At 70.0% G+C, this 17,718-nt stretch carries 18 protein-coding genes and 1 tRNA gene; 11 read left to right on the top strand and 8 right to left on the bottom strand.

Going from position 1 to position 17,718, the window contains the following annotated elements; genetic code table 11:
- Positions 1-2: 2 nt before the first annotated feature.
- From ACGFYV_RS32870 to ACGFYV_RS32830, 9 genes are all read left to right on the top strand, one after another.
- Positions 3-374, top strand: coding sequence for a DUF742 domain-containing protein (locus ACGFYV_RS32870; RefSeq protein WP_393882171.1), 372 nt, complete (start codon positions 3-5; stop codon positions 372-374).
- Positions 352-951, top strand: a complete 600-nt coding sequence (locus tag ACGFYV_RS32865) for an ATP/GTP-binding protein (protein WP_393882170.1) — start codon at positions 352-354, stop codon at positions 949-951. The genes ACGFYV_RS32870 and ACGFYV_RS32865 overlap by 23 nt, the downstream gene beginning before the upstream one ends.
- Before the next feature lie 136 nt (positions 952-1,087).
- On the top strand, positions 1,088-1,663 hold the full coding sequence (locus ACGFYV_RS32860) for a GAF domain-containing protein (protein ID WP_393882169.1): 576 nt from the start codon (positions 1,088-1,090) through the stop codon (positions 1,661-1,663).
- Positions 1,664-1,887: 224 nt separating this feature from the next.
- On the top strand, positions 1,888-2,916 hold the full coding sequence (gene tdh, locus ACGFYV_RS32855; RefSeq protein WP_393882168.1) for an L-threonine 3-dehydrogenase: 1,029 nt from the start codon (positions 1,888-1,890) through the stop codon (positions 2,914-2,916).
- A 110-nt stretch (positions 2,917-3,026) separates the two neighbouring features.
- Positions 3,027-4,226 (top strand): glycine C-acetyltransferase, encoded by a 1,200-nt coding sequence (locus ACGFYV_RS32850; protein WP_393882167.1) that lies wholly within the window; start codon positions 3,027-3,029, stop codon positions 4,224-4,226.
- Between the two features lie 131 nt (positions 4,227-4,357).
- Complete coding sequence (locus ACGFYV_RS32845) at positions 4,358-5,260, top strand: LysR family transcriptional regulator (protein ID WP_393882166.1); 903 nt, start codon at positions 4,358-4,360, stop codon at positions 5,258-5,260.
- Positions 5,261-5,296: 36 nt separating this feature from the next.
- Positions 5,297-6,670, top strand: a complete 1,374-nt coding sequence (locus ACGFYV_RS32840; RefSeq protein ID WP_393882165.1) for a B12-binding domain-containing radical SAM protein — start codon at positions 5,297-5,299, stop codon at positions 6,668-6,670.
- A gap of 107 nt (positions 6,671-6,777) precedes the next feature.
- Positions 6,778-7,137 (top strand): MmcQ/YjbR family DNA-binding protein, encoded by a 360-nt coding sequence (locus ACGFYV_RS32835; protein ID WP_393882164.1) that lies wholly within the window; start codon positions 6,778-6,780, stop codon positions 7,135-7,137.
- A 270-nt stretch (positions 7,138-7,407) separates the two neighbouring features.
- Positions 7,408-8,601 (top strand): MFS transporter, encoded by a 1,194-nt coding sequence (locus ACGFYV_RS32830; protein ID WP_393882201.1) that lies wholly within the window; start codon positions 7,408-7,410, stop codon positions 8,599-8,601.
- 120 nt (positions 8,602-8,721) lie between these two features.
- Here the strand turns inward: ACGFYV_RS32830 and ACGFYV_RS32825 are convergent, their stop codons facing one another.
- Together ACGFYV_RS32825 and ACGFYV_RS32820 are read right to left on the bottom strand one after the other, a co-directional pair.
- On the bottom strand, positions 8,722-9,642 hold the full coding sequence (locus ACGFYV_RS32825; RefSeq protein WP_393882163.1) for a transketolase family protein: 921 nt from the start codon (positions 9,640-9,642) through the stop codon (positions 8,722-8,724).
- Positions 9,643-9,771: 129 nt separating this feature from the next.
- On the bottom strand, positions 9,772-10,509 hold the full coding sequence (locus ACGFYV_RS32820) for a transketolase (protein WP_393882162.1): 738 nt from the start codon (positions 10,507-10,509) through the stop codon (positions 9,772-9,774).
- 124 nt (positions 10,510-10,633) lie between these two features.
- Here ACGFYV_RS32820 and ACGFYV_RS32815 point away from each other — a divergent pair.
- Positions 10,634-10,707 (top strand) — tRNA-Pro (locus tag ACGFYV_RS32815).
- Positions 10,708-10,806: 99 nt separating this feature from the next.
- On the opposite strand, the gene ACGFYV_RS32810 is transcribed toward ACGFYV_RS32815, so the two are convergent.
- Complete coding sequence (locus ACGFYV_RS32810; RefSeq protein ID WP_393882161.1) at positions 10,807-12,024, bottom strand: tyrosine-type recombinase/integrase; 1,218 nt, start codon at positions 12,022-12,024, stop codon at positions 10,807-10,809.
- 665 nt (positions 12,025-12,689) lie between these two features.
- Here ACGFYV_RS32810 and ACGFYV_RS32805 point away from each other — a divergent pair.
- Positions 12,690-12,812: a hypothetical protein gene (locus ACGFYV_RS32805; RefSeq protein WP_393882160.1), complete on the top strand. Its 123-nt coding sequence runs from the start codon at positions 12,690-12,692 to the stop codon at positions 12,810-12,812.
- A 543-nt stretch (positions 12,813-13,355) separates the two neighbouring features.
- Here the strand turns inward: ACGFYV_RS32805 and tnpC are convergent.
- The 5 genes from tnpC to ACGFYV_RS32780 form a co-directional block, all read right to left on the bottom strand.
- Positions 13,356-14,303 carry an IS66 family transposase gene (tnpC, locus tag ACGFYV_RS32800; RefSeq protein ID WP_393882159.1) on the bottom strand — a complete coding sequence of 316 codons (948 nt, stop codon included), beginning with the start codon at positions 14,301-14,303 and terminating at the stop codon, positions 13,356-13,358.
- Entirely contained in the window at positions 14,275-15,594 is a 1,320-nt protein-coding gene (locus ACGFYV_RS32795; RefSeq protein ID WP_393882158.1) for an ISL3 family transposase, read from the bottom strand. Before ACGFYV_RS32795 ends, tnpC begins: the two co-directional genes overlap by 29 nt.
- A gap of 164 nt (positions 15,595-15,758) precedes the next feature.
- The gene (locus tag ACGFYV_RS32790) at positions 15,759-15,968 is read right to left on the bottom strand and encodes a hypothetical protein (protein WP_393882157.1); all 210 of its coding nucleotides are present in this window, start codon (positions 15,966-15,968) and stop codon (positions 15,759-15,761) included.
- Positions 15,969-16,070: 102 nt separating this feature from the next.
- Complete coding sequence (locus ACGFYV_RS32785; protein ID WP_393882156.1) at positions 16,071-16,613, bottom strand: DUF6444 domain-containing protein; 543 nt, start codon at positions 16,611-16,613, stop codon at positions 16,071-16,073.
- 347 nt (positions 16,614-16,960) lie between these two features.
- Positions 16,961-17,524 (bottom strand): SMI1/KNR4 family protein, encoded by a 564-nt coding sequence (locus ACGFYV_RS32780; RefSeq protein WP_393882155.1) that lies wholly within the window; start codon positions 17,522-17,524, stop codon positions 16,961-16,963.
- Positions 17,525-17,718: the final 194 nt, after the last annotated feature.

Raw genomic sequence — 17,718 nt, 5'->3', positions numbered from 1 at the left:
GCGTGGCCACAGCCGGCGACGGGCCCTGGCTCGACGACGCGGCCGGACGACTGGTGCGGCCGTTCACGGTCAGCAACGGCCGCACCAGGCCCAGCATCGCCCTGGACCTGATGTCGCAGGTGATGGCCACCGGAGTCACCCCGCTCGGCTACCTCGGCCCCGAACACGCGCAGGCCCTCGACCTGACCCGCGGGCCCGTCTCGGTCGCCGAGGTCGCCGCGCATCTGAAACTGCCGGCCGTGGTCACCAAGGTGCTGCTCTCGGACCTCGTCGACTGCGGCGCGCTGACCACCAAACCCCCCGCCTTCCACCACAACCCCACTGACCGGTCCCTGCTGGAGGCAGTGCTCGATGGACTACGACGACAGCTCTGATCCCTTCCCGACCGCGCTCAAGATCCTCGTCGCGGGCGGGTTCGGGGTCGGCAAGACGACCTTCGTGGGGGCGGTCAGCGAGATCGCCCCGCTCAGCACGGAGGAGCTGCTCACCACGGTCGGCGCCGCCACGGACAGCCTCGACGGGATCGAGAACAAGGTCGAGACGACGGTCGCCATGGACTTCGGCCGGATCACCCTCGATCCGCAGCACGTCCTGTACCTGTTCGGCACGCCCGGACAGGAGCGGTTCTGGTTCATGTGGGACGAGCTGTCCGCGGGTGCGCTCGGCGCGGTCATCCTCGCCGACACCCGCCGCCTGGAGGACTGCTTCGCGGCCGTGGACTTCTTCGAGGAACGCGGCCTCGCCTTCATCATCGCCATCAACGAGTTCGACGGCGGATTCCGCTACGACCCCGAGGAGGTGCGCGCGGCCCTCGACCTCGGCCCCGAGACCCCGGTCGTCTGCTGCGACGCCCGAATCTCCAGCTCCGGCGTGCAGACCCTGCTGACCCTCGTACGCCACCTCATCGCCCACGCCCCGGCGCCCGCGCCGAGCCACGGCGCCCACATGTGACCGGGCCATGTCCTTCCCAGCCGTGCCCTTCCCGGCCATGTCTTTCCCAGCCATGTGCTTCCCAGCTATGTCCTTCCCAGCCATATCTTTCATGGAGCCGCCCTATGAGAGACGCCCGCAGTGACGGAGCCCGGCCATGAGCTACGAGCCGGCCCGACCGGCCCGGGGTCTGTTGCTGACCCCCGAGGACAAGGAGGCACCCGCCCGGATCTCCCGGCTGCGCCGGCTGGGCCTCGGCCAGCGGCCCGAACCCGCCCTCGACGTCTTCGCGGACCAGCTCGCCCAGCTCACCGGGGCGCCGTACGCGATGGTCAACTTCATCGGCGAGGAGCACCAGTTCTTCGCCGGACTCAGCACCCCGGCGGCCGGGCCGGCGGTCCGCGAGGACGGCAGCAGGCCCGAGCTGGGCCGTGTGCTGCCGCGCGAGCACGGTTTCTGCCCCCATGTGGTGGTCCGCCGTAAGGCCCTGGTGCTGGAGGACGTCCGCGACTACCCGCGCTTCGCCGGCAACCCGGTCGTCGACGAACTCGGTGTCCGCTCCTACCTCGGAGCCCCGCTCATCGACAGCTCGGGCATGGTGCTCGGCACCGTGTGCGCCGCAGACACCGCCCCGAGGGCCTGGGGGAGGCCCGGACTGGACGCCATCAAGGCGCTCGCCGCCGACCTCGTCGCACGGATCGAGCGGTCCGCGCAGGACGGCCTGCCCATCTGAACCGCGGGCCCGCCACACGCCGCCCGCCGCACGCCGCCCGCCGGGCGCCAGACCTCAGGCGTCAGGCGCCAGGCGTGAAGGAAACCTGAGGCGCCGGTTAAGAAAAGCTCGATGGACCCCGGCTCGCGCGTACGGCAGATTGCAGGGTGATTCCACCCCTCTGACCCGGTGCGGGCGCCTTCGGCATGCCCGCGGCCGGGACCTCACCCACAGGAGCCGTTGCGTTGAAGGCGCTGGTCAAGGACAAGGCGGAGCCGGGGCTGTGGCTCGCGGACGTACCGGAGCCCGTCATCGGTGCCGGTGACGTACTGATCAAGGTCATGCGGACCGGCATCTGCGGCACCGACCTGCACATCCGCGCCTGGGACGGCTGGGCGCGGCAGGCCATCAGCACCCCGCTCGTGCTCGGGCACGAGTTCGTCGGCCAGGTCGTGGAGACCGGCCGCGACGTCACGGACATCCGGGTCGGCGACCGGGTCAGCGGCGAGGGCCACCTGGTGTGCGGCAAGTGCCGCAACTGCCTGGCCGGCCGCCGCCACCTGTGCCGGGCCACCGTCGGCCTCGGCGTCGGCCGGGACGGCGCGTTCGCCGAGTACGTCGCCCTGCCCGCCTCCAACGTCTGGGTGCACCGCGTCCCCGTCGACCTCGACATCGCCGCGATCTTCGACCCGTTCGGCAACGCCGTGCACACCGCGCTGTCCTTCCCGCTCGTCGGCGAGGACGTCCTGATCACCGGCGCGGGCCCGATCGGCCTCATGGCGGCGACCGTCGCGCGCCACGCGGGCGCCCGCAACGTCGTCATCACCGACGTCAGCGAGGAGCGCCTGGAGCTGGCCCGCAAGATCGGCGTGAGCCTCGCCCTGAACGTCGCGAAGACCACGATCGCGGACGGACAGCGCGAGCTGGGCCTGCGCGAGGGCTTCGACATCGGCCTGGAGATGTCCGGCCGCCCCGAGGCCATGCGGGACATGATCGCCAACATGACGCACGGCGGCCGCATCGCCATGCTCGGGCTGCCCGCGCAGGAGTTCCCCGTCGACTGGGCCCGCGTCGTCACCTCGATGATCACCATCAAGGGCATCTACGGCCGCGAGATGTTCGAGACCTGGTACGCCATGTCGGTGCTGCTGGAGGGCGGTCTGGACCTCGCCCCGGTGATCACCGGCCGCTACGACTACCGCGACTTCGACGCGGCCTTCGCCGACGCGGCGAGCGGCACCGGCGGCAAGATCATCCTCGACTGGACCGCCTGATTTCTGGCCCGGTTCGCCTCCGGGCGCCAAAGCCGGTGCCGGCGCGCCCCTTCGGTGCTCCTACGGCGCCCCTTCGGCTCACTCGCCCTCGTACTTGATGGAGTCCCCACATGTTCACCTCTGTTCGTGACGACCTGCGCGCCACCCTCGACGAGATCCGTGCCGCCGGTCTGCACAAGCCCGAGCGGGTCATCGGCACCCCGCAGTCCGCGACCGTCAACGTCACCGCCGGCGGCCGTCCCGGCGAGGTCCTCAACTTCTGTGCCAACAACTACCTCGGCCTCGCCGACCACCCCGAGGTGATCGCCGCCGCCCACGAGGCCCTGGACCGCTGGGGCTACGGCATGGCCTCCGTGCGCTTCATCTGCGGCACCCAGGAGGTCCACAAGGAGCTGGAGGCCCGCCTCGCGGCCTTCCTCGGCCAGGAGGACACGATCCTGTACTCCTCCTGCTTCGACGCCAACGGCGGTGTCTTCGAGACCCTGCTCGGCGAGGAGGACGCGGTGATCTCCGACGCCCTCAACCACGCCTCCATCATCGACGGCATCCGCCTGTCCAAGGCCCGCCGCTTCCGCTACGCCAACCGTGACATGGCGGACCTGGAGGCGAAGCTGAAGGAGGCGGCCGACGGCGGCGCCCGGCGCACGCTGATCGTCACCGACGGCGTCTTCTCCATGGACGGCTACGTGGCCCCGCTCGCCGAGATCTGCGACCTCGCCGACCGCTACGACGCCATGGTCATGGTCGACGACTCGCACGCCGTCGGCTTCGTCGGCCCGTCCGGCAAGGGCACCCCCGAGCTGCACGGCGTCATGGACCGCGTCGACATCATCACCGGCACCCTCGGCAAGGCGCTCGGCGGCGCCTCCGGCGGCTACGTCTCCGCGCGCGCGGAGATCGTCGCCCTGCTGCGCCAGCGTTCCCGCCCCTACCTGTTCTCCAACACGCTCGCCCCGGTGATCGCCGCCGCCTCCCTGAAGGTCCTCGACCTGTTGGAGTCGGCCGACGACCTGCGCGTGCGCCTGAGCGAGAACACGGCGCTCTTCCGCAGCCGGATGACCGCGGAGGGCTTCGACGTCCTGCCCGGCGACCACGCCATCGCGCCCGTCATGATCGGCGACGCGGCGAAGGCGGCCCGCATGGCGGAGCTGCTGCTGGAGCGGGGCGTGTACGTGATCGGCTTCTCCTACCCGGTCGTCCCGCAGGGACAGGCCCGCATCCGGGTCCAGCTTTCCGCCGCGCACTCCACCGAGGACGTCGACCGCGCGGTCGACGCCTTCGTCGCGGCCCGCGCGGAGCTGGAGGCCTGACCGGCTGCTGGCCCTGGGCAGCCGCCGGCTCTGGGCAGCCGCGGGCCCTGAGCAGCCGGCGAACCGACCGGCCGCCGGCCTGACCAGCCGGCCGGCCTGACCGACGCACTCACCTTGCGATAATTGTTCCCATGATCGAAGCACGGCGGCTCCACATCCTCCGTGCGGTGGCCGACCACCGCACGGTCACGGCGGCAGCCGCCGCGCTGTATCTGACCCCCTCGGCCGTCTCCCAGCAGCTGTCGGCCCTGGAACAGGAGACCGGCCACCGCCTCGTCGAGCGCGGCGCGAAGGGCGTACGGCTCACCCCGGCCGGCGAGATCCTGCTCAGCCACACCAACGCGGTCCTGGCCCAGCTGGAGCGGGCCGAGGCGGAGCTCGCCGCCTACGGCTCCGGGGAGGCCGGCACGGTCACCGTGGCCGCCTTCGCGACGGGCATCGCCCAGGTGGTGGCGCCCGCGGTGGCCCGGCTCGCCTCCACCGCGCCCGGCATCCGCCTGCGCGTCCTGGACGCGGAGGGCGACGAAAGCCTGACCATGGTCCTGGACCGGCAGGTCGACGTGGCGGTCGCCGTCGAGTACCGGGGCGCCCCGCCCGCCGACGACCCCCGCCTGACCCACGTCCCGCTCTACGCCGAGCCGTTCGACGCGGTCGTACCCGTCGGCCACCGCCTCGCCGACACCCCCGAGGTCTCGCTGTCCGAGCTGTCCAAGGACGCGTGGATCGGCCCGTACCCCGGCAACCCCTGCCACGACGTGGTCGTCCTGGCCTGCGAGAGCGCCGGTTTCCAGCCCCGGCTGGAGCACTCCTCCGACGACTTCCGGGCCGTCGTCGCCCTGGCCTCGGCGGACGCGGGCGTGGCCCTCGTGCCCCGCTCGGCCCTGCGCGGCATGGACCTCACCGGCGTCGTCGTGCGCCCCGTGGACGGCGTGGCCCCGACCCGCAGGGTCTTCGCGGCGGTGCGACGGGGCGCCGAGGAGCACCCGCTGATCCGCCCGGTGCTGGCGGCACTGGGAGAGGCGGCCGGGGCGTAGGGAACCGGCCACCGGTCGTGCGCAGTCTGGGCTTTCATGCGTGTGACGATGATCCTTCCGGCCCTCACCGAGGCGACGAGCCCGCTGTTCCGGCCCATCAAGTACTCGCTCTTCCCGCCCCTCGGCCTCGCGACCCTCGCCGGCTACCTCGACCCCGACGACGAGGTCACGCTCCACGACGAGCACGTGGAGCGCATCGACCTGGACTCCCTCGACACCCCGGACCTGCTGGTGGTGCAGCCGTACATCACCTCGGCCCGGCGCGGCTACGAGATAGCCGACCACTTCCGCGCCCGGGGTGTCCACGTCGTGATGGGCGGCCTGCACGTCACCTCGCTGCCCGAGGAGGCGGCGGCCCACGCCGACACGGTCTTCACCGGCCCCGGCGAGGACACCTGGCCGCTGTTCCTGAAGGACTTCCGCGACGGCGTCCCCGCCCGCCGCTATGACTCCACGCAGCGCACCCTCGCCGGACTTCCGCCGATCAGACGGGACCTGATCAAGCGTCACCTCTATCTCGTACCCAACTCGATCGTGGTGTCGCGGGGATGCCCGCACCACTGCGACTTCTGCTACAAGGACGCCTTCTTCGAGGGCGGCAAGTCCTTCTACACGCAGGCCGTGGACGACGCCCTCGCGGAGATCGACCGGCTGCCCGGCCGCCACCTCTACTTCCTCGACGACCACCTGCTGGGCAACCGCCGTTTCGCGGAGGCCCTGTTCGAGGGAATGCGCGGCATGGGACGGCTGTGGCAGGCCGCCGGCACCGTCAACTCCGTACTGAAACCCGACCTGTTGGAGCGGGCTGTCGAAGCGGGGCTGCGCAGCCTGTTCGTCGGCTTCGAGACGGTCAACGACGCCAACCTGGCCGAGCGCCGCAAGGACCAGAACATCGGCACCGACTACGACGCGGCGGTCCGGCGCCTGCACGAGGCCGGGGTCATGGTCAACGCCAGCTTCGTCTTCGGGCTCGACCAGGACGGCCCCGACGTCTTCGACCGCACCGTCGCGTGGGCGGTCGGGCAGGGCATCGAGACGGCGACCTTCCACATCATGACGCCGTACCCGTCGACCGGACTGTGGCGGCAGCTGGAGTCCGAGGACCGCATCGTCCACCGCGACTGGGACCTCTACGACACCCGCCATGTCGTCTACCGGCCCAAGGGCATGACACCGCGTCAGCTGGAGGACGGCTACTGGCGGGCGTACCGCGACTTCTACCGCTGGTCCAACATCTGGCGGGGCGCGTCCGCCCAGCCCGGCGCGCACGAACGGCTCCGGCACCTCGCGTACGCCGGCGGCTGGAAGAAGTTCGAGCCCGCGTGGGACCTGCTGATCCGCTCGAAGCGGGTGGTGCGGGCGATGCCGGCGCTGGAACGCACGCTGGCCGCGTTCGGCGGACGGGAGTGACCGGGTGACCGAGTGACCGAGTGACCGAGTGACCGGGGTCTCCGTGCCAGGGGCCGCCGGGGGTGACCTGGGGGCGACTGTCAGTGGCAGCGGTTACGGTGCGAAGCATGCCCGATGCCGAAGACGTACGCCGTATCGCCCTCTCCCTGCCGGACACGACGGAGAAGATCGCCTGGAGCATGCCCACGTTCCGGGTGGCCGGGAAGATGTTCGCCACGCTCCCGGAGGAGGAGACGTCCATCGCCGTGCGCTGCCCCAAGGAGGAGCGCGACGAACTGGTCATGTCCGAGCCCCGGAAGTTCTGGATCGCCGACCACGAGGCACAGTTCGCGTGGGTCAGAGCCCGGCTCGCCGCCCTGGAGGACGAGGACGAGCTGCGTGACATCCTCGCCGACTCCTGGCGCCAGGCCGCCCCGCCCCGGCTCCTGGACCTGCACCCCGAATTGGGTCTGCCGGACGAGCGCTGAAAACCACTCGGCAGGGGGCGGGGCGGCGTGGCATGATCCCGCGCGGGCGGGCGGATCCCGGAGGCGGACCCGCGGGCGGGCGGATCTCGCGGGCGGACCGCGCGGGGATCGCGGACGGAGCACGGGGAAACCGGGGGAGTGCACAGGGTGACCGGTACGGACGCACGGCACGAGCGCGTCGCGCCGGCAGGGGCGAAGGCCGGCTCCGGTGCCGCGTCCGGTTCCTCGTCCGGTTCCCCGTCCCCGGCCGTCTGGTCGCGGGACTTCGCGCTGTTCTTCGTGGCGCGGGCCGTCGCGCGGCTCGGCGACACCATCCTGCCCGTGGCGCTGGCCGCCGGTCTGCTGGAGCACGGGTACGGCGCCGGCGCGGTCGGACTCGCCATGGCGTCCACGGCGGCGGCCTTCGCCGGCCTCGTCGTCCTCGGCGGGGTCATCGCCGACCGGTTCAGCACCCGCAGGCTGATGATCGGCGCCGACCTGGTGCGGCTCGTCACCCAGTCCCTCGCCGCCGGGCTGTTCTTCGCCGGGCATGTGGTCCTGTGGGAGGTCTGCGCCATCGGCGCCCTCAACGGCGTGGCGGGAGCCGCGTTCCAGCCCGGCGTGGCCAGCACGGTGCCCCGGCTCGCCGCCGACATCCAGGGCGCCAACGGCGCGATCCGTATCGCCGAGTCCGCGGCACAGCTGGCGGGCCCCGCCGTCGCCGGAGTGCTCGTCGGCCTCGCCTCACCGGGCGGGGTGTTCGCCGCGCACGCCGCCACCTACGCGATCAGCGCGCTCTGCCTGCTGTTGCTCCGGCTGCCCCCGCTCCCCGAGGGCGCCCGCAGCGCCGGCCCGGCCCTGCGCGCCTTCCGGGCCGACCTGGTCGAGGGCTGGCGGGAGTTCCGGGCCAGAACGTGGCTGTGGGGCGTGATCGCCGTGTGGTGCGTGTACATGATCGCCGTCTGGGGGCCGACGGTCCCGCTCGTGGCCACGGAAGTGGTCCGGCACCACGGTCCGGGCGCCTACGGCCTGATCAACTCCGCCCTCGGCGCCGGCACCGTCGTCGGCGGCCTCCTCGCCCTCCGGCTGCGCCCCCGCCGCATGCTCCGGGCCGGCGCCATCGCCCTGTTCGCCTTCGTCGGCTTCCCTGCGGCCGTCGGCGCGGGCCTCGGCGTACCGGCCATGGCGGCCGGGGCGGCGGTGGCCGGCGCCGGAATGTCGTTCTGGGGCGTGATGTGGGCGACCAGTGTGCAGACCCAGGTCCCCGCCGACGTCCTCAACCGCATCCACGCCTACGACGTCGCCGGTTCCCTCGCCATGCTGCCCGTGGGCCAGGCCCTCGCCGGCCCGGCAGCCGAGGCTCTCGGCGCCGATCACGTCCTGCTCGTCGCCGCCGTCATGAGCCTGGTCGTGGCCGCGGCCCTGCTCGCGGTCCCGGCGATACGCGACCTGGTACGGGCCGACACCCGGATATCCGCCCACTGAGCCCACCACCGAGCGGCCGGGGCACAGGTACGCCCACACATGGGTACCGCCCACACATAGGTACCGCCCCACACAGGTACCGCCCCACATAGGTACCGCCCCCACACCAGGGGCCGCCGATCACCCGCCCACACCGACCGCCTCCGCTCCCACAAACGCCCGGATTCGCTCCCCGAGGCTCTTCGCGTCCAGCCCGTGCGCGGCCACGTGCTCCTCCAGGGTCCCGTAGCGCCGCAGCTCACGGCGGCTGACGCCGAGGCCGAGGACACGGTGCGGGACGTCGGCCAGGGCCTCGCTCACGGCGGCCGTCGAGGTGCCGGCGAGGTACGGCTCCACGAGGACGACGTCCGTGCCCGCGTCCTCCGTCGCCCGGCGCAGCCCGGCCGCGTCGAAGGGCCGCACGGTCGTGGCGTACAGGACGGTCACGTCCAGCCCCTCCGTGGCGGCGAGCACGGCGTCCAGGACGGGCCCGACCGCGAGAACGACGCCGGCGCGCCCTTCGCGCACGGTCAGCAGGCGCTCGCCGTCGACCGGCCGCGCCTGCCGGTTGGCCTGCACGGACAGGCGTACGTACACCTTGTCGTCGCCCGCGGCGACCGCGTGCCTCAGCAGTGTCTCCGCCTCGTCCGGATGTCCGGGCACGTGTACGGTCCACCCGTCCAGCGTGTCGAGGAGGGCGATGTCACCGGGCGCCATGTGGGTGAAACCACCTGCCGGCCAGTCGAAGGAGGCGGCCGCGCTGACCAGCACCGCGCCAGCGTCCTGGTGCCCCAGGTCCAGCTTGACCTGCTCGAAGGGCCGCTCGACGAGAAAGCTGGCGAAGGTGTGCACGATAGGCCGGAGCCCGGTGAGCGCCATCCCGGCGGCTGCCCCGACCAGCAGCTGCTCGCGGATGCCGACGTTGATCACCCGGTCCGGATGCCGGCGGGCGGCCTCGGTGAAGCCGTCCCTGCCGATCTCGGCGAGGACGACCGCGACCCGCGGATCCTCGTCCAGCAGCCGGGAGACGACCGGAGCGAAACGGTCACGCATGGTGTCCATGAAGGGAGCCCTTTCCATAGATGGGACGGTGAGGTGATCGGACGCCGCACGGCCGGACAGCGGAGTGGCCGGACAGCGGCGTGGCCGGACAGTGGGAGTGGCCGGACGGCGGGACAGCGGGCCGGGGAGTCAGAGCGCGGTCTTCGGCTCGACCCGGGCGACGACCACGTGCGGGCGTCCCGGATGCGGGGCGGTGAACGCGGCGTACAGGGCCGCGTGGTCCCGCCCGTCGACGGTCACCGCGGACCAGCCCGCCGCCTCGAACCGGGCGGCGATCCCGCCGGGCAGGGCGTGGCTGGCGGAGGAGTTGTCCACGACGACCGTGTGCAGCCGCTCCAGCCCGGCGGCCCCGGCGAAGGCGATCGCCTCGTGATTGCTGCCCTCGTCCAGCTCGGCGTCGCCGATCAGCACCCAGACGGCCGGGTCGCTCAGCCCCTGCGCACGCAGGCCCAGCGCGGTGCCCACGCCGATCGGCAGCCCGTGCCCGAGCGACCCGCTGCCGATCTCGGCCCCCGGTACCAGCACCCGGTCCGGATGGTGCCCGAGCGGGGAGTCGTACGAGCCGAACCCCGGCAGCCACTTCACCGGTACAAAACCCTTGGCGGCGAGGACGGCGTAGTACGCCATCGGCCCGTGCCCCTTGCTGAGCAGGAACCGGTCCCGGGCCGGGTCGTCCGTCCGCTCCGGGGTGACCCGCAGCACCCGGTCGTACAGCACCCACAGCACGTCGAGCGTGGAGGTGGCCGCCGGGCCGTGCTTCTCGTCGCCGGTCATCAGACCCATCAGCCGGGGCAGGTCGTCGTAGCCGTGGGTTCCGCCGCTGTGGGACGGGTCGGACGCGCGGTTCTCGTGCGCTGTGGTCGTCATGCTGACGATCGTGCAACCTCAACCAAGGTCGAGGTCAACCGTAAACGGGTGCGCGACCACCGACCCGAGTGCGGTATTGTTTCCCTGCGCGTTTCGATCGGGGAAACCCCAGGTCAAACGGCACCGGGACGTGGCGCAGCTTGGTAGCGCACTTGACTGGGGGTCAAGGGGTCGCAGGTTCAAATCCTGTCGTCCCGACTGGAGACAGTCGCAGGTCAGGGCCGGTTTCGGGGGTGTCCGAAACCGGCCCTTGATCATTCTTGGGGACCAGTTGGGGACCGGCGCCCTTGACCGGGGTCAGCGGGTCACGACGATCGGGCTCGGCAGGGAGCGCGGTGCACGCAGGACGCTGAGGTGGGCGGAGAGCGCCGCCCCGGCGGCCGTGATCTTGTGTACGTCCGGGTGCAGGTAGCGCTGGGTGGTGGTCAGGGAGCCGTGGCCGGCGATGCGTCGCAGGACGTGTACCTGGACTCCGGCGTCGGCGAACCAGGTCAGTCCGGTGTGCCGGAGGTCGTGGCGGCGCAGGTGCTCGTAGCCGAGCTTGGTGACCACGTCGTCCCAGTGTGTGGCGTCGCGCAGGACGGCGGTGGAGATGCGTCCGCCGCGCGGGCCGGTGAACAGGCGGGCATCGGGATTCGGGCCGGCGGACAGGACGCGCTGGGCGACGAGGGGACGGATCTCCTCGACGATGGGAACCTTGCGGGCCCGCTTGCCCTTGGTGCCCTTGTCGGTCAGCCCGCCGGGCGCGGGTGTGGTCTGGCGCCGCACGGTCCAGATCCACTGGGTGGTGTCGATGTCCCCGACACGGCAGCCTGAGACCTCGCCGATCCGTGCGGCAGTGCACGCGGCGAAGACGACCACGTCTCCCCAGCCGCGGTACTGGTCGTGGGAGGCGGCAACGAGCGCATTGGCCAGGGCGACGAGGGTCTCCCAGTCGGGCAGGGCCAGCGCCCGTGGGTCGAGGAGTTCGTCCTCGGCCTGCTTGTAGAGCTTCTGCCAGCCGGTCACCCGGGCGGGGTTGACCTTGATGATGCCGTCACGGACTGCCTGCTCCATGACGCGGACCAGGACGGCGATGGTGTTCTTCACCGTGGAGCGGCTGTGCTCGTCGGCGATCCAGTTCTGCACGGTGCGGTCGACGACACCATTGGTGATCATCCGCACCGCGAGGTGGCCCAGGGCGGGGACCACGCGCATCCGCCACCCCGCCAGGTAGGGGTCCAGCGTTTTCAACTCCAGGCCACGCAGGGCGAGTGCCATGTTCGCTTCGCCGTATTCGGCGAGCTTCATGGTGGCCAGCGACGGGCTCAGGCCGGCCTCTGCGGCCTCGATGATGGCCTGGAGCCATTCCTGAGCCTCTTCTTCGCTGTCCTTTCCCTCGGACAGTGACTGGCGGCGCTTGCTGGTCGGATCGGTCCACCGGACACGCGCCCGATACGGAGTGGGGCGGTCAGGACGGTACTCGATATCGGTCGAGAGCCGGACACCGACAGGAACGTTGGTCTTATCGGCCATTGAGTCCCTTGGTCGGGACGGTACGTCGGTGGCGCAGCCATTCCTCGACGTCAAGGGCGCTGTACATGACGACGCGTTCCGAGACCGTGACGAACGGTGGCCCCTGGGGTGGCTGGGTGGTGCGCCAGCGGCGCAGGGTAGAGGCGTCGACTCTCAGGCAGGCAGCGAGGTCACTGGTTGAATACCAGGCGCTGGTGAGGAGAAGCGCTTGGATATCAGGTGAGACGGCGTGATTGTGAGCGGCTGCAGGGTTCGCTGGTGCCTCCTTCTCGCGATGCGGTTCGGCGTTGGCAATGGCGGCTATTGGTTCATTGGGCAAGTGCGGCTGTTCTCCGGGGAGTACGGAACACTAGATGGATCTGCGGAAGAGTCCAGAGACGGACAGCACAGTTCGCGAACGGAGAACGCGCGGCGAATTTTCGGCAGGTAGCGGCGACGCGCCTTCATCATCGCTTCGATCTGTGGTAGTGCTCGGGTGCGGACGTTGGTGCATTAATCGTCTCTGGAAACGCCGGTTTGGCTAACCGGCGTTTCCGGGCTATGTTGCCGCCGCGTCGGATGGCAGCAGACGGGACTTCCGTCACACCAAAAAGCCGAGGTCACGGACCCATTGCGGGCTTGATGAGTGCTGCCGCCCATTTTGCGGGCCTCTCCATGATCTCCGGATGACGCTGGCTCACGGCAGTGACACCGCCACGGACGACGAGGAGGGCGGCACCGCTATCGGAAACGCCCGCCAGCCGTACGGGGCTCCCCGCATCCCCTCGTTGCGAACCCTCGTGGGCTGATGACGGCCAGGTTCGGCTCCGGCGGCTGGGGCGGCAGGTGCTTGTTGCGAAACCTTTCGGGCTGATGACGGCGTGAGGAGGCCGTCGTGTCCGTAGACCCGTGGGCCGTGTTGCGAACTCTTACCGGTAGTTCGTTAAATCCGGCAGTAGAGGTCAATGCCGTGTCCGGTGGTGACCGCGTCGATCAGGGCCTGGAGCTCGGAGGGTGGGTCCTTGTCCGTCCAGGCTCGCCACCACCGGTTCAGGGTGACGGCGGGGGTGAGCCAGGAACGAATGGCTCGTAAGGCCATAGGCCAGCAAGGCTGTTGGGGCTGGTAGGACGGGGCTGGTCCCCCTCTCTGACCCCTCGTCGGGACACGGGTCCGGCGCGGTGGAATCCAGGGGTCCGGGTGGGGCGAACCACTGATCCCAGCAGAAGGAGAAGTGAGCTGCCCTGAGTTTTGTAGAGTCCGGTGATCTTGTTTCAGGCGGACTGCGGGACTCGTTCTTGTAAGCATTCAGTAGGAATGGGCTTGACCGGTGGCGCTGTGTGATGCTGCCTGGTCAGGCGGTCTGCTCGATCGGGGGCATCCAGAGGTTGCCGGTGAAGGCGCGGTGGATGGCTTCGAAGGCGCTGATGCCGTGCTTGCGGGCGGAGTCGAGGTAGGAGCGTACGGTGAGCCAGGCCCTCGCGCCGTGTTCGGACTGGTGGCAGCCGGAGATCTTCAACTGGGTCTTCACCGGGCGCAGGGCGCGTTCGCCGGAGTTGTTGGTGAAGGGCACGTGGCGGGGGTCGTCGGCGTACCGGAGCACGTCGTGCGCTTGATCGCGCAGACGTTCCAGGAGGTTGCGGGCGGTGGACTGTTTTCGCCCCTCAGCCCGTGGATGCTTGGACAGGCCGACCTTGATGCCCTGGTGGAAGGCTTCAAGGTGCAGGAGCAGGGCGTCCGGGGCGATCTCGGTGATCTCTGCGTTGCGGACGCGGGTGGCGTGCTTGTTCAGCCCGGCCAGGGCCCAGCGGATCTGCTGATGCCACTTCTGGTCGGGGAAGTCCTCCTCGGCCGCGGTGAGTTCGCGGATCAGGTGGGCCCCGCACAGTTGATGGGTGCAGGCAGCGTATCCGGCATACAGCGACAGCGAGTCGTGCACCAGCACTCCGCGGTAGTGCGGCAGTACCCCGCCCATATCGGCGCCGGCCCGTGATCGCGGGGCGAGGTGGAGCAGGGTGAGGAACTCGGTGCAGGCCACGTGCAGCCACCGGCGGGTCGCACCGATTCGGGTGGTGGTCTCATCCGCGTGCAGGATGTGGCCCATGACCAGCAGAGCGCGGATCAGGTTCACGGAGTCGGCGACCAGGCTCTCGGCTTCGGGCAGCAGGGAGGCGACCCAGCCGGTGGACACCGCAGCCCCGGTCACGTCCGCGATCAGCTGCGCGGTCCGCTCGACGGGGACGTGCTGGAAGACCAACAGGTAAACGGGGTCTTCAAAGTTGAGCGGTGCGGAGGTGTCCACGGACTCGGCGGGTAGTGACGCAGCGTGTGCGTAGCCGCTGGTTCGTGGCGTTGCGGAACCCGAAGGCGGCGCGGGCGACGAGCTTGATCACGCGGTTGATGCCCTCGCTTTTGGCGTTGCTGTGTCCGGTGTCGATGAACGCGGCGATCTCGTTCCACCAGCGGTCCACGGTGACGGCGAGGGTACGTACTTCCGGGATGTCGGCGTTGGCGCACCAAGTGAGGAACTTGTAGCGGGCATGGCCGATGCGGTGGCGGTCGGCGCCGGTGCGGGCCAGAGCAAGGAGGGTGCGCAGGCTTTCCTTGGCGATCCAGGCGCTCAGCAGAGTCTGTCCGATCTTCCCCTCGTCCAGCAGCGGGTTCCACATCTTCGCGAACTGCTCGGAGGTGAGGTCCTCCCGGTTGCGCAGCAGACGCCTGCGAGCCTTCCATTCCGGGTCGGTGGCGCGTCCGCGTCGTCCGCGGATTTCGGCGGTGGTGCGGCGCCGCACCAGGGACAGCATCTTGTTCGCGAGCTGCACGACATGGAAGTGGTCGACCACGACGGTGGCGTGGGGCAGGCCGATGCGCAGGGCGGCTCGGTAGGTGGCCGACATGTCGATGGCAACGTGCCGGATGTTGTTGCGCCAGGTCAGGGGTGTGGTGGCGAGCCAGGCCAGCACGTTGGCGACCGTGCGGCCCTCGACCTGGCCGAGCAGGCCACCGGCCCCGAGCGCATCGACGAACCCGGTGTGCCACCGGTCCCTGGTCAGCTGCCACTTGCCGCTGTCGGGATCCTGTTCCCAGCGGGGCCTTCCGCGCCTCGTCTCGTCGATGCCCAGCACCTCGACCTCGGGCAGCGGTGCTTCGACGACCTGCCGGGCGGCGGCCTTGAAGGAGTCCATCACGGTCGGCCAGGACAGGTGCAGATCGCGGGCTGCCTGGATGACCGTGGAGCCGGCGTCCCGTATCCGGCGCCCGGCCGCACTCCGCAGCCTCCCGGTCAGCCGGGCGCCGGCCGGGATCTGCGGGATCTGCTCGGTGAACGACCTGCGAGGACACGCCGGCTCGCGGCACCACCAGCGCCGCTTGTGCCACAAGAACTCCAGCCCGCGCTCGCCGTAGGGGAGATCTCGGGGACGGGTGGTCGCGGACCCTTTCACCCGGGACCAGAAGACCCCGCAGACCGGGCAGGCCCGGGCCGAGGCATCCGCCGTGGCCAGGTGGACCCGGCGCCTGCCATCCTCGCACCGCTCGACCCGTATGACGGACACCCCGTCGAGGTCGAGCAGCAACGTCGTATCGTTGACCAAGCCCGTGGCTCCCCAGTGATCCTTCTGCGTAGAGAACAGAAATGATCACCCAGGACCACGGGCGTCCCGCATTCGGGGAACCGGTCCTGGCCATGCACATCGCAGCCGTGACGAACAGTCAGCATGCTGATGAGACACACCAGACGCAGGTTGCGGCGCCGCGCTTACGAACTGCTCCGGCGTTTCGCCCGGCGGCGCCGGTACAGGCCATGCAGGCTGAGGACGACCAGTACGCCTGCAGTCAGCGGCCACCACCACGAGCCCCCGTTCTGGGCCATCTGTAGGCCCTGCCACAAGAGAGCGATCGAGAACATCAGACCGAGCAGTCCCATGGCGATGTCGAGCGGACCGCCATCCCTGAACGGATTCTGCATCTTCGTGTCCTTCTGCTCTGCGGGCCCGCGATCACGGCGTCGGCGAGTGTAGTCACTACCTGCTTGAAACCATCGCCTGGGTGCAGGTTGAGAAATGGGTGCTCACGCGGAGTGACCGTAGGTCAGGCCCTCAGCGCCACCGCACCGCTCAACTTCGAAGACCCGGTAAACGGCCAACGCCCGCAGGTTCGGGCCGTAGGAGGACGGCGAGCCAGCCACCGTCCCGGGCATCGGCTCGGCGGTGACCGTCCCGCACGCACAGCGACAGCGATGCGCCCGGTGCTCGGTCACCACCACCGTGACCAGCGGAACGTCCCGCACCTGGCGCCGCTCGAAGCCGACACTGTCGCGCTCGCCCAGCTCACTCCCGCAGCCACTGCAGGCAGCCGGAAAGTGATCCTCGGTGCGATCTGGACCGACGACCATACTCAGCGCGCCACCCGGGGCACCGGACTGACGGCCCCGCTTGCGCCCGCTGGACGGGGCCGCCTTCTTCACCGGACGTCCGAAGGTACCGGTCGAGGGCGGCAGCGAGGAGTTGCCCGAGTTTCGGCCCAGGCGCCGCTCCAGCTCCGCGACCCGGGCAGTCAACCGCTCGTTCGCAGCAGCCAGCTCATCGTTCTGCCGCTGGAGCAGCCCGATCAACGCGAGGAGATCCTCACGCGACGCAGACCCCAACCCCGACGACATGACCACGGATCCTGCCCCACCCAGCCCCGACCTGTCACATCGTCAGAACCGGGACGGACGATCGACCTACCTGAATGCTTACCGTTCTACTGCCATCACGGCGGGCTGGAGTTCGCCGGAACCAGTCCGGAACTCCTTGTCGACGGCTCGCTGGAACACTTCACCTGCCACAAGTTATCTGGTACGTCCGGATACGGTCCTTCCAGTCGACAACCGCTGGACTAGGATCTTCGCCTCGCCGAAGAGCACCGGTCGTCCATCGACTCCCTGCTGAATGCGTACGCTCAGAGGTCAATGGCGAACTATTCCCAGCCGAGCGACCCATCGCCGTAGACAACGGCCGCGCATTCCGCAGTTTCCTCACCGGTTTCCAGTGCTTCCGCCGTCTGTTCCAGAAGATTGGCGAAGGAGGCCCACAAGCCAACCGACGCGCCGTCGTGGGTGAGAAGTTCGCCGACGCTGCCTTGGCGCGGGCCTGGGCGTTGGTCCACGAAAAGGGTGTCACCGGTGACATGTTCGGCAATAGGGACCCACTGAGTGTGCCACCACGACCCCACCATAGAGCTATCGTAGGAGGCAAGTAGCTTGCCCAGCATGTGCCACTGCCGGGTGATTCCTTCGAGGCCCAATAGCCCGTACTCCGCAGGGAGGGTAAAGCGTCCCTGGGTGTACTGATCAGCACCGGAGCCGTCGTGCCGCAGGAGCGAGGCGACGAGGTCCGGTGGCAGGGCGAGCCCCAGGGCTTCCTCGGCCGCGCGCAGTGATTCCGCGTCGGCGGGTGGGTTGAGAGTGGCGTAGGTACGGGGGGCGTGTTCGCTGAGCCATGACTCGATGCGAGTCCAGGATTCGTCCGTCGAGGCAACCATGTGGTTCCGGTCCGTTCATGGGTCGTAAAGGGCGTGTAGAGGTGCGCCAGCTTCCGCTGCCCCGCCCCGCCCCGTGGATTCATCCTCATACATTCCACGGAGCAATCGTCAATACCTGTGGATCGATGGATTCTCAGCTTCGGGATGACCGGAGTCGGGTGAGTCCGTCGACGGCTGCAAGCTCCTTGTCCAGG

It is taken from the genome of Streptomyces sp. NPDC048297 (assembly GCF_043201585.1).
Lineage (GTDB): Bacteria > Actinomycetota > Actinomycetes > Streptomycetales > Streptomycetaceae > Streptomyces.
This window is presented reverse-complemented; position numbering and strand designations above follow the sequence as displayed.

Bases quoted from the DNA above. Each gene is read 5' to 3' on its own strand.
- ACGFYV_RS32810 (WP_393882161.1), bottom strand. From the start codon at position 12,024: ATGGCCGATAAGACCAACGTTCCTGTCGGTGTCCGGCTCTCGACCGAT.
- ACGFYV_RS32825 (WP_393882163.1), bottom strand. From the start codon at position 9,642: ATGGACACCATGCGTGACCGTTTCGCTCCGGTCGTCTCCCGGCTGCTG.
- ACGFYV_RS32820 (WP_393882162.1), bottom strand. From the start codon at position 10,509: ATGACGACCACAGCGCACGAGAACCGCGCGTCCGACCCGTCCCACAGC.
- ACGFYV_RS32840 (WP_393882165.1), top strand. From the start codon at position 5,297: ATGCGTGTGACGATGATCCTTCCGGCCCTCACCGAGGCGACGAGCCCG.
- ACGFYV_RS32860 (WP_393882169.1), top strand. From the start codon at position 1,088: ATGAGCTACGAGCCGGCCCGACCGGCCCGGGGTCTGTTGCTGACCCCC.
- ACGFYV_RS32865 (WP_393882170.1), top strand. From the start codon at position 352: ATGGACTACGACGACAGCTCTGATCCCTTCCCGACCGCGCTCAAGATC.
- ACGFYV_RS32790 (WP_393882157.1), bottom strand. From the start codon at position 15,968: ATGCAGAATCCGTTCAGGGATGGCGGTCCGCTCGACATCGCCATGGGA.
- ACGFYV_RS32835 (WP_393882164.1), top strand. From the start codon at position 6,778: ATGCCCGATGCCGAAGACGTACGCCGTATCGCCCTCTCCCTGCCGGAC.
- ACGFYV_RS32850 (WP_393882167.1), top strand. From the start codon at position 3,027: ATGTTCACCTCTGTTCGTGACGACCTGCGCGCCACCCTCGACGAGATC.
- ACGFYV_RS32780 (WP_393882155.1), bottom strand. From the start codon at position 17,524: ATGGTTGCCTCGACGGACGAATCCTGGACTCGCATCGAGTCATGGCTC.
- ACGFYV_RS32805 (WP_393882160.1), top strand. From the start codon at position 12,690: ATGACGCTGGCTCACGGCAGTGACACCGCCACGGACGACGAGGAGGGC.
- ACGFYV_RS32845 (WP_393882166.1), top strand. From the start codon at position 4,358: ATGATCGAAGCACGGCGGCTCCACATCCTCCGTGCGGTGGCCGACCAC.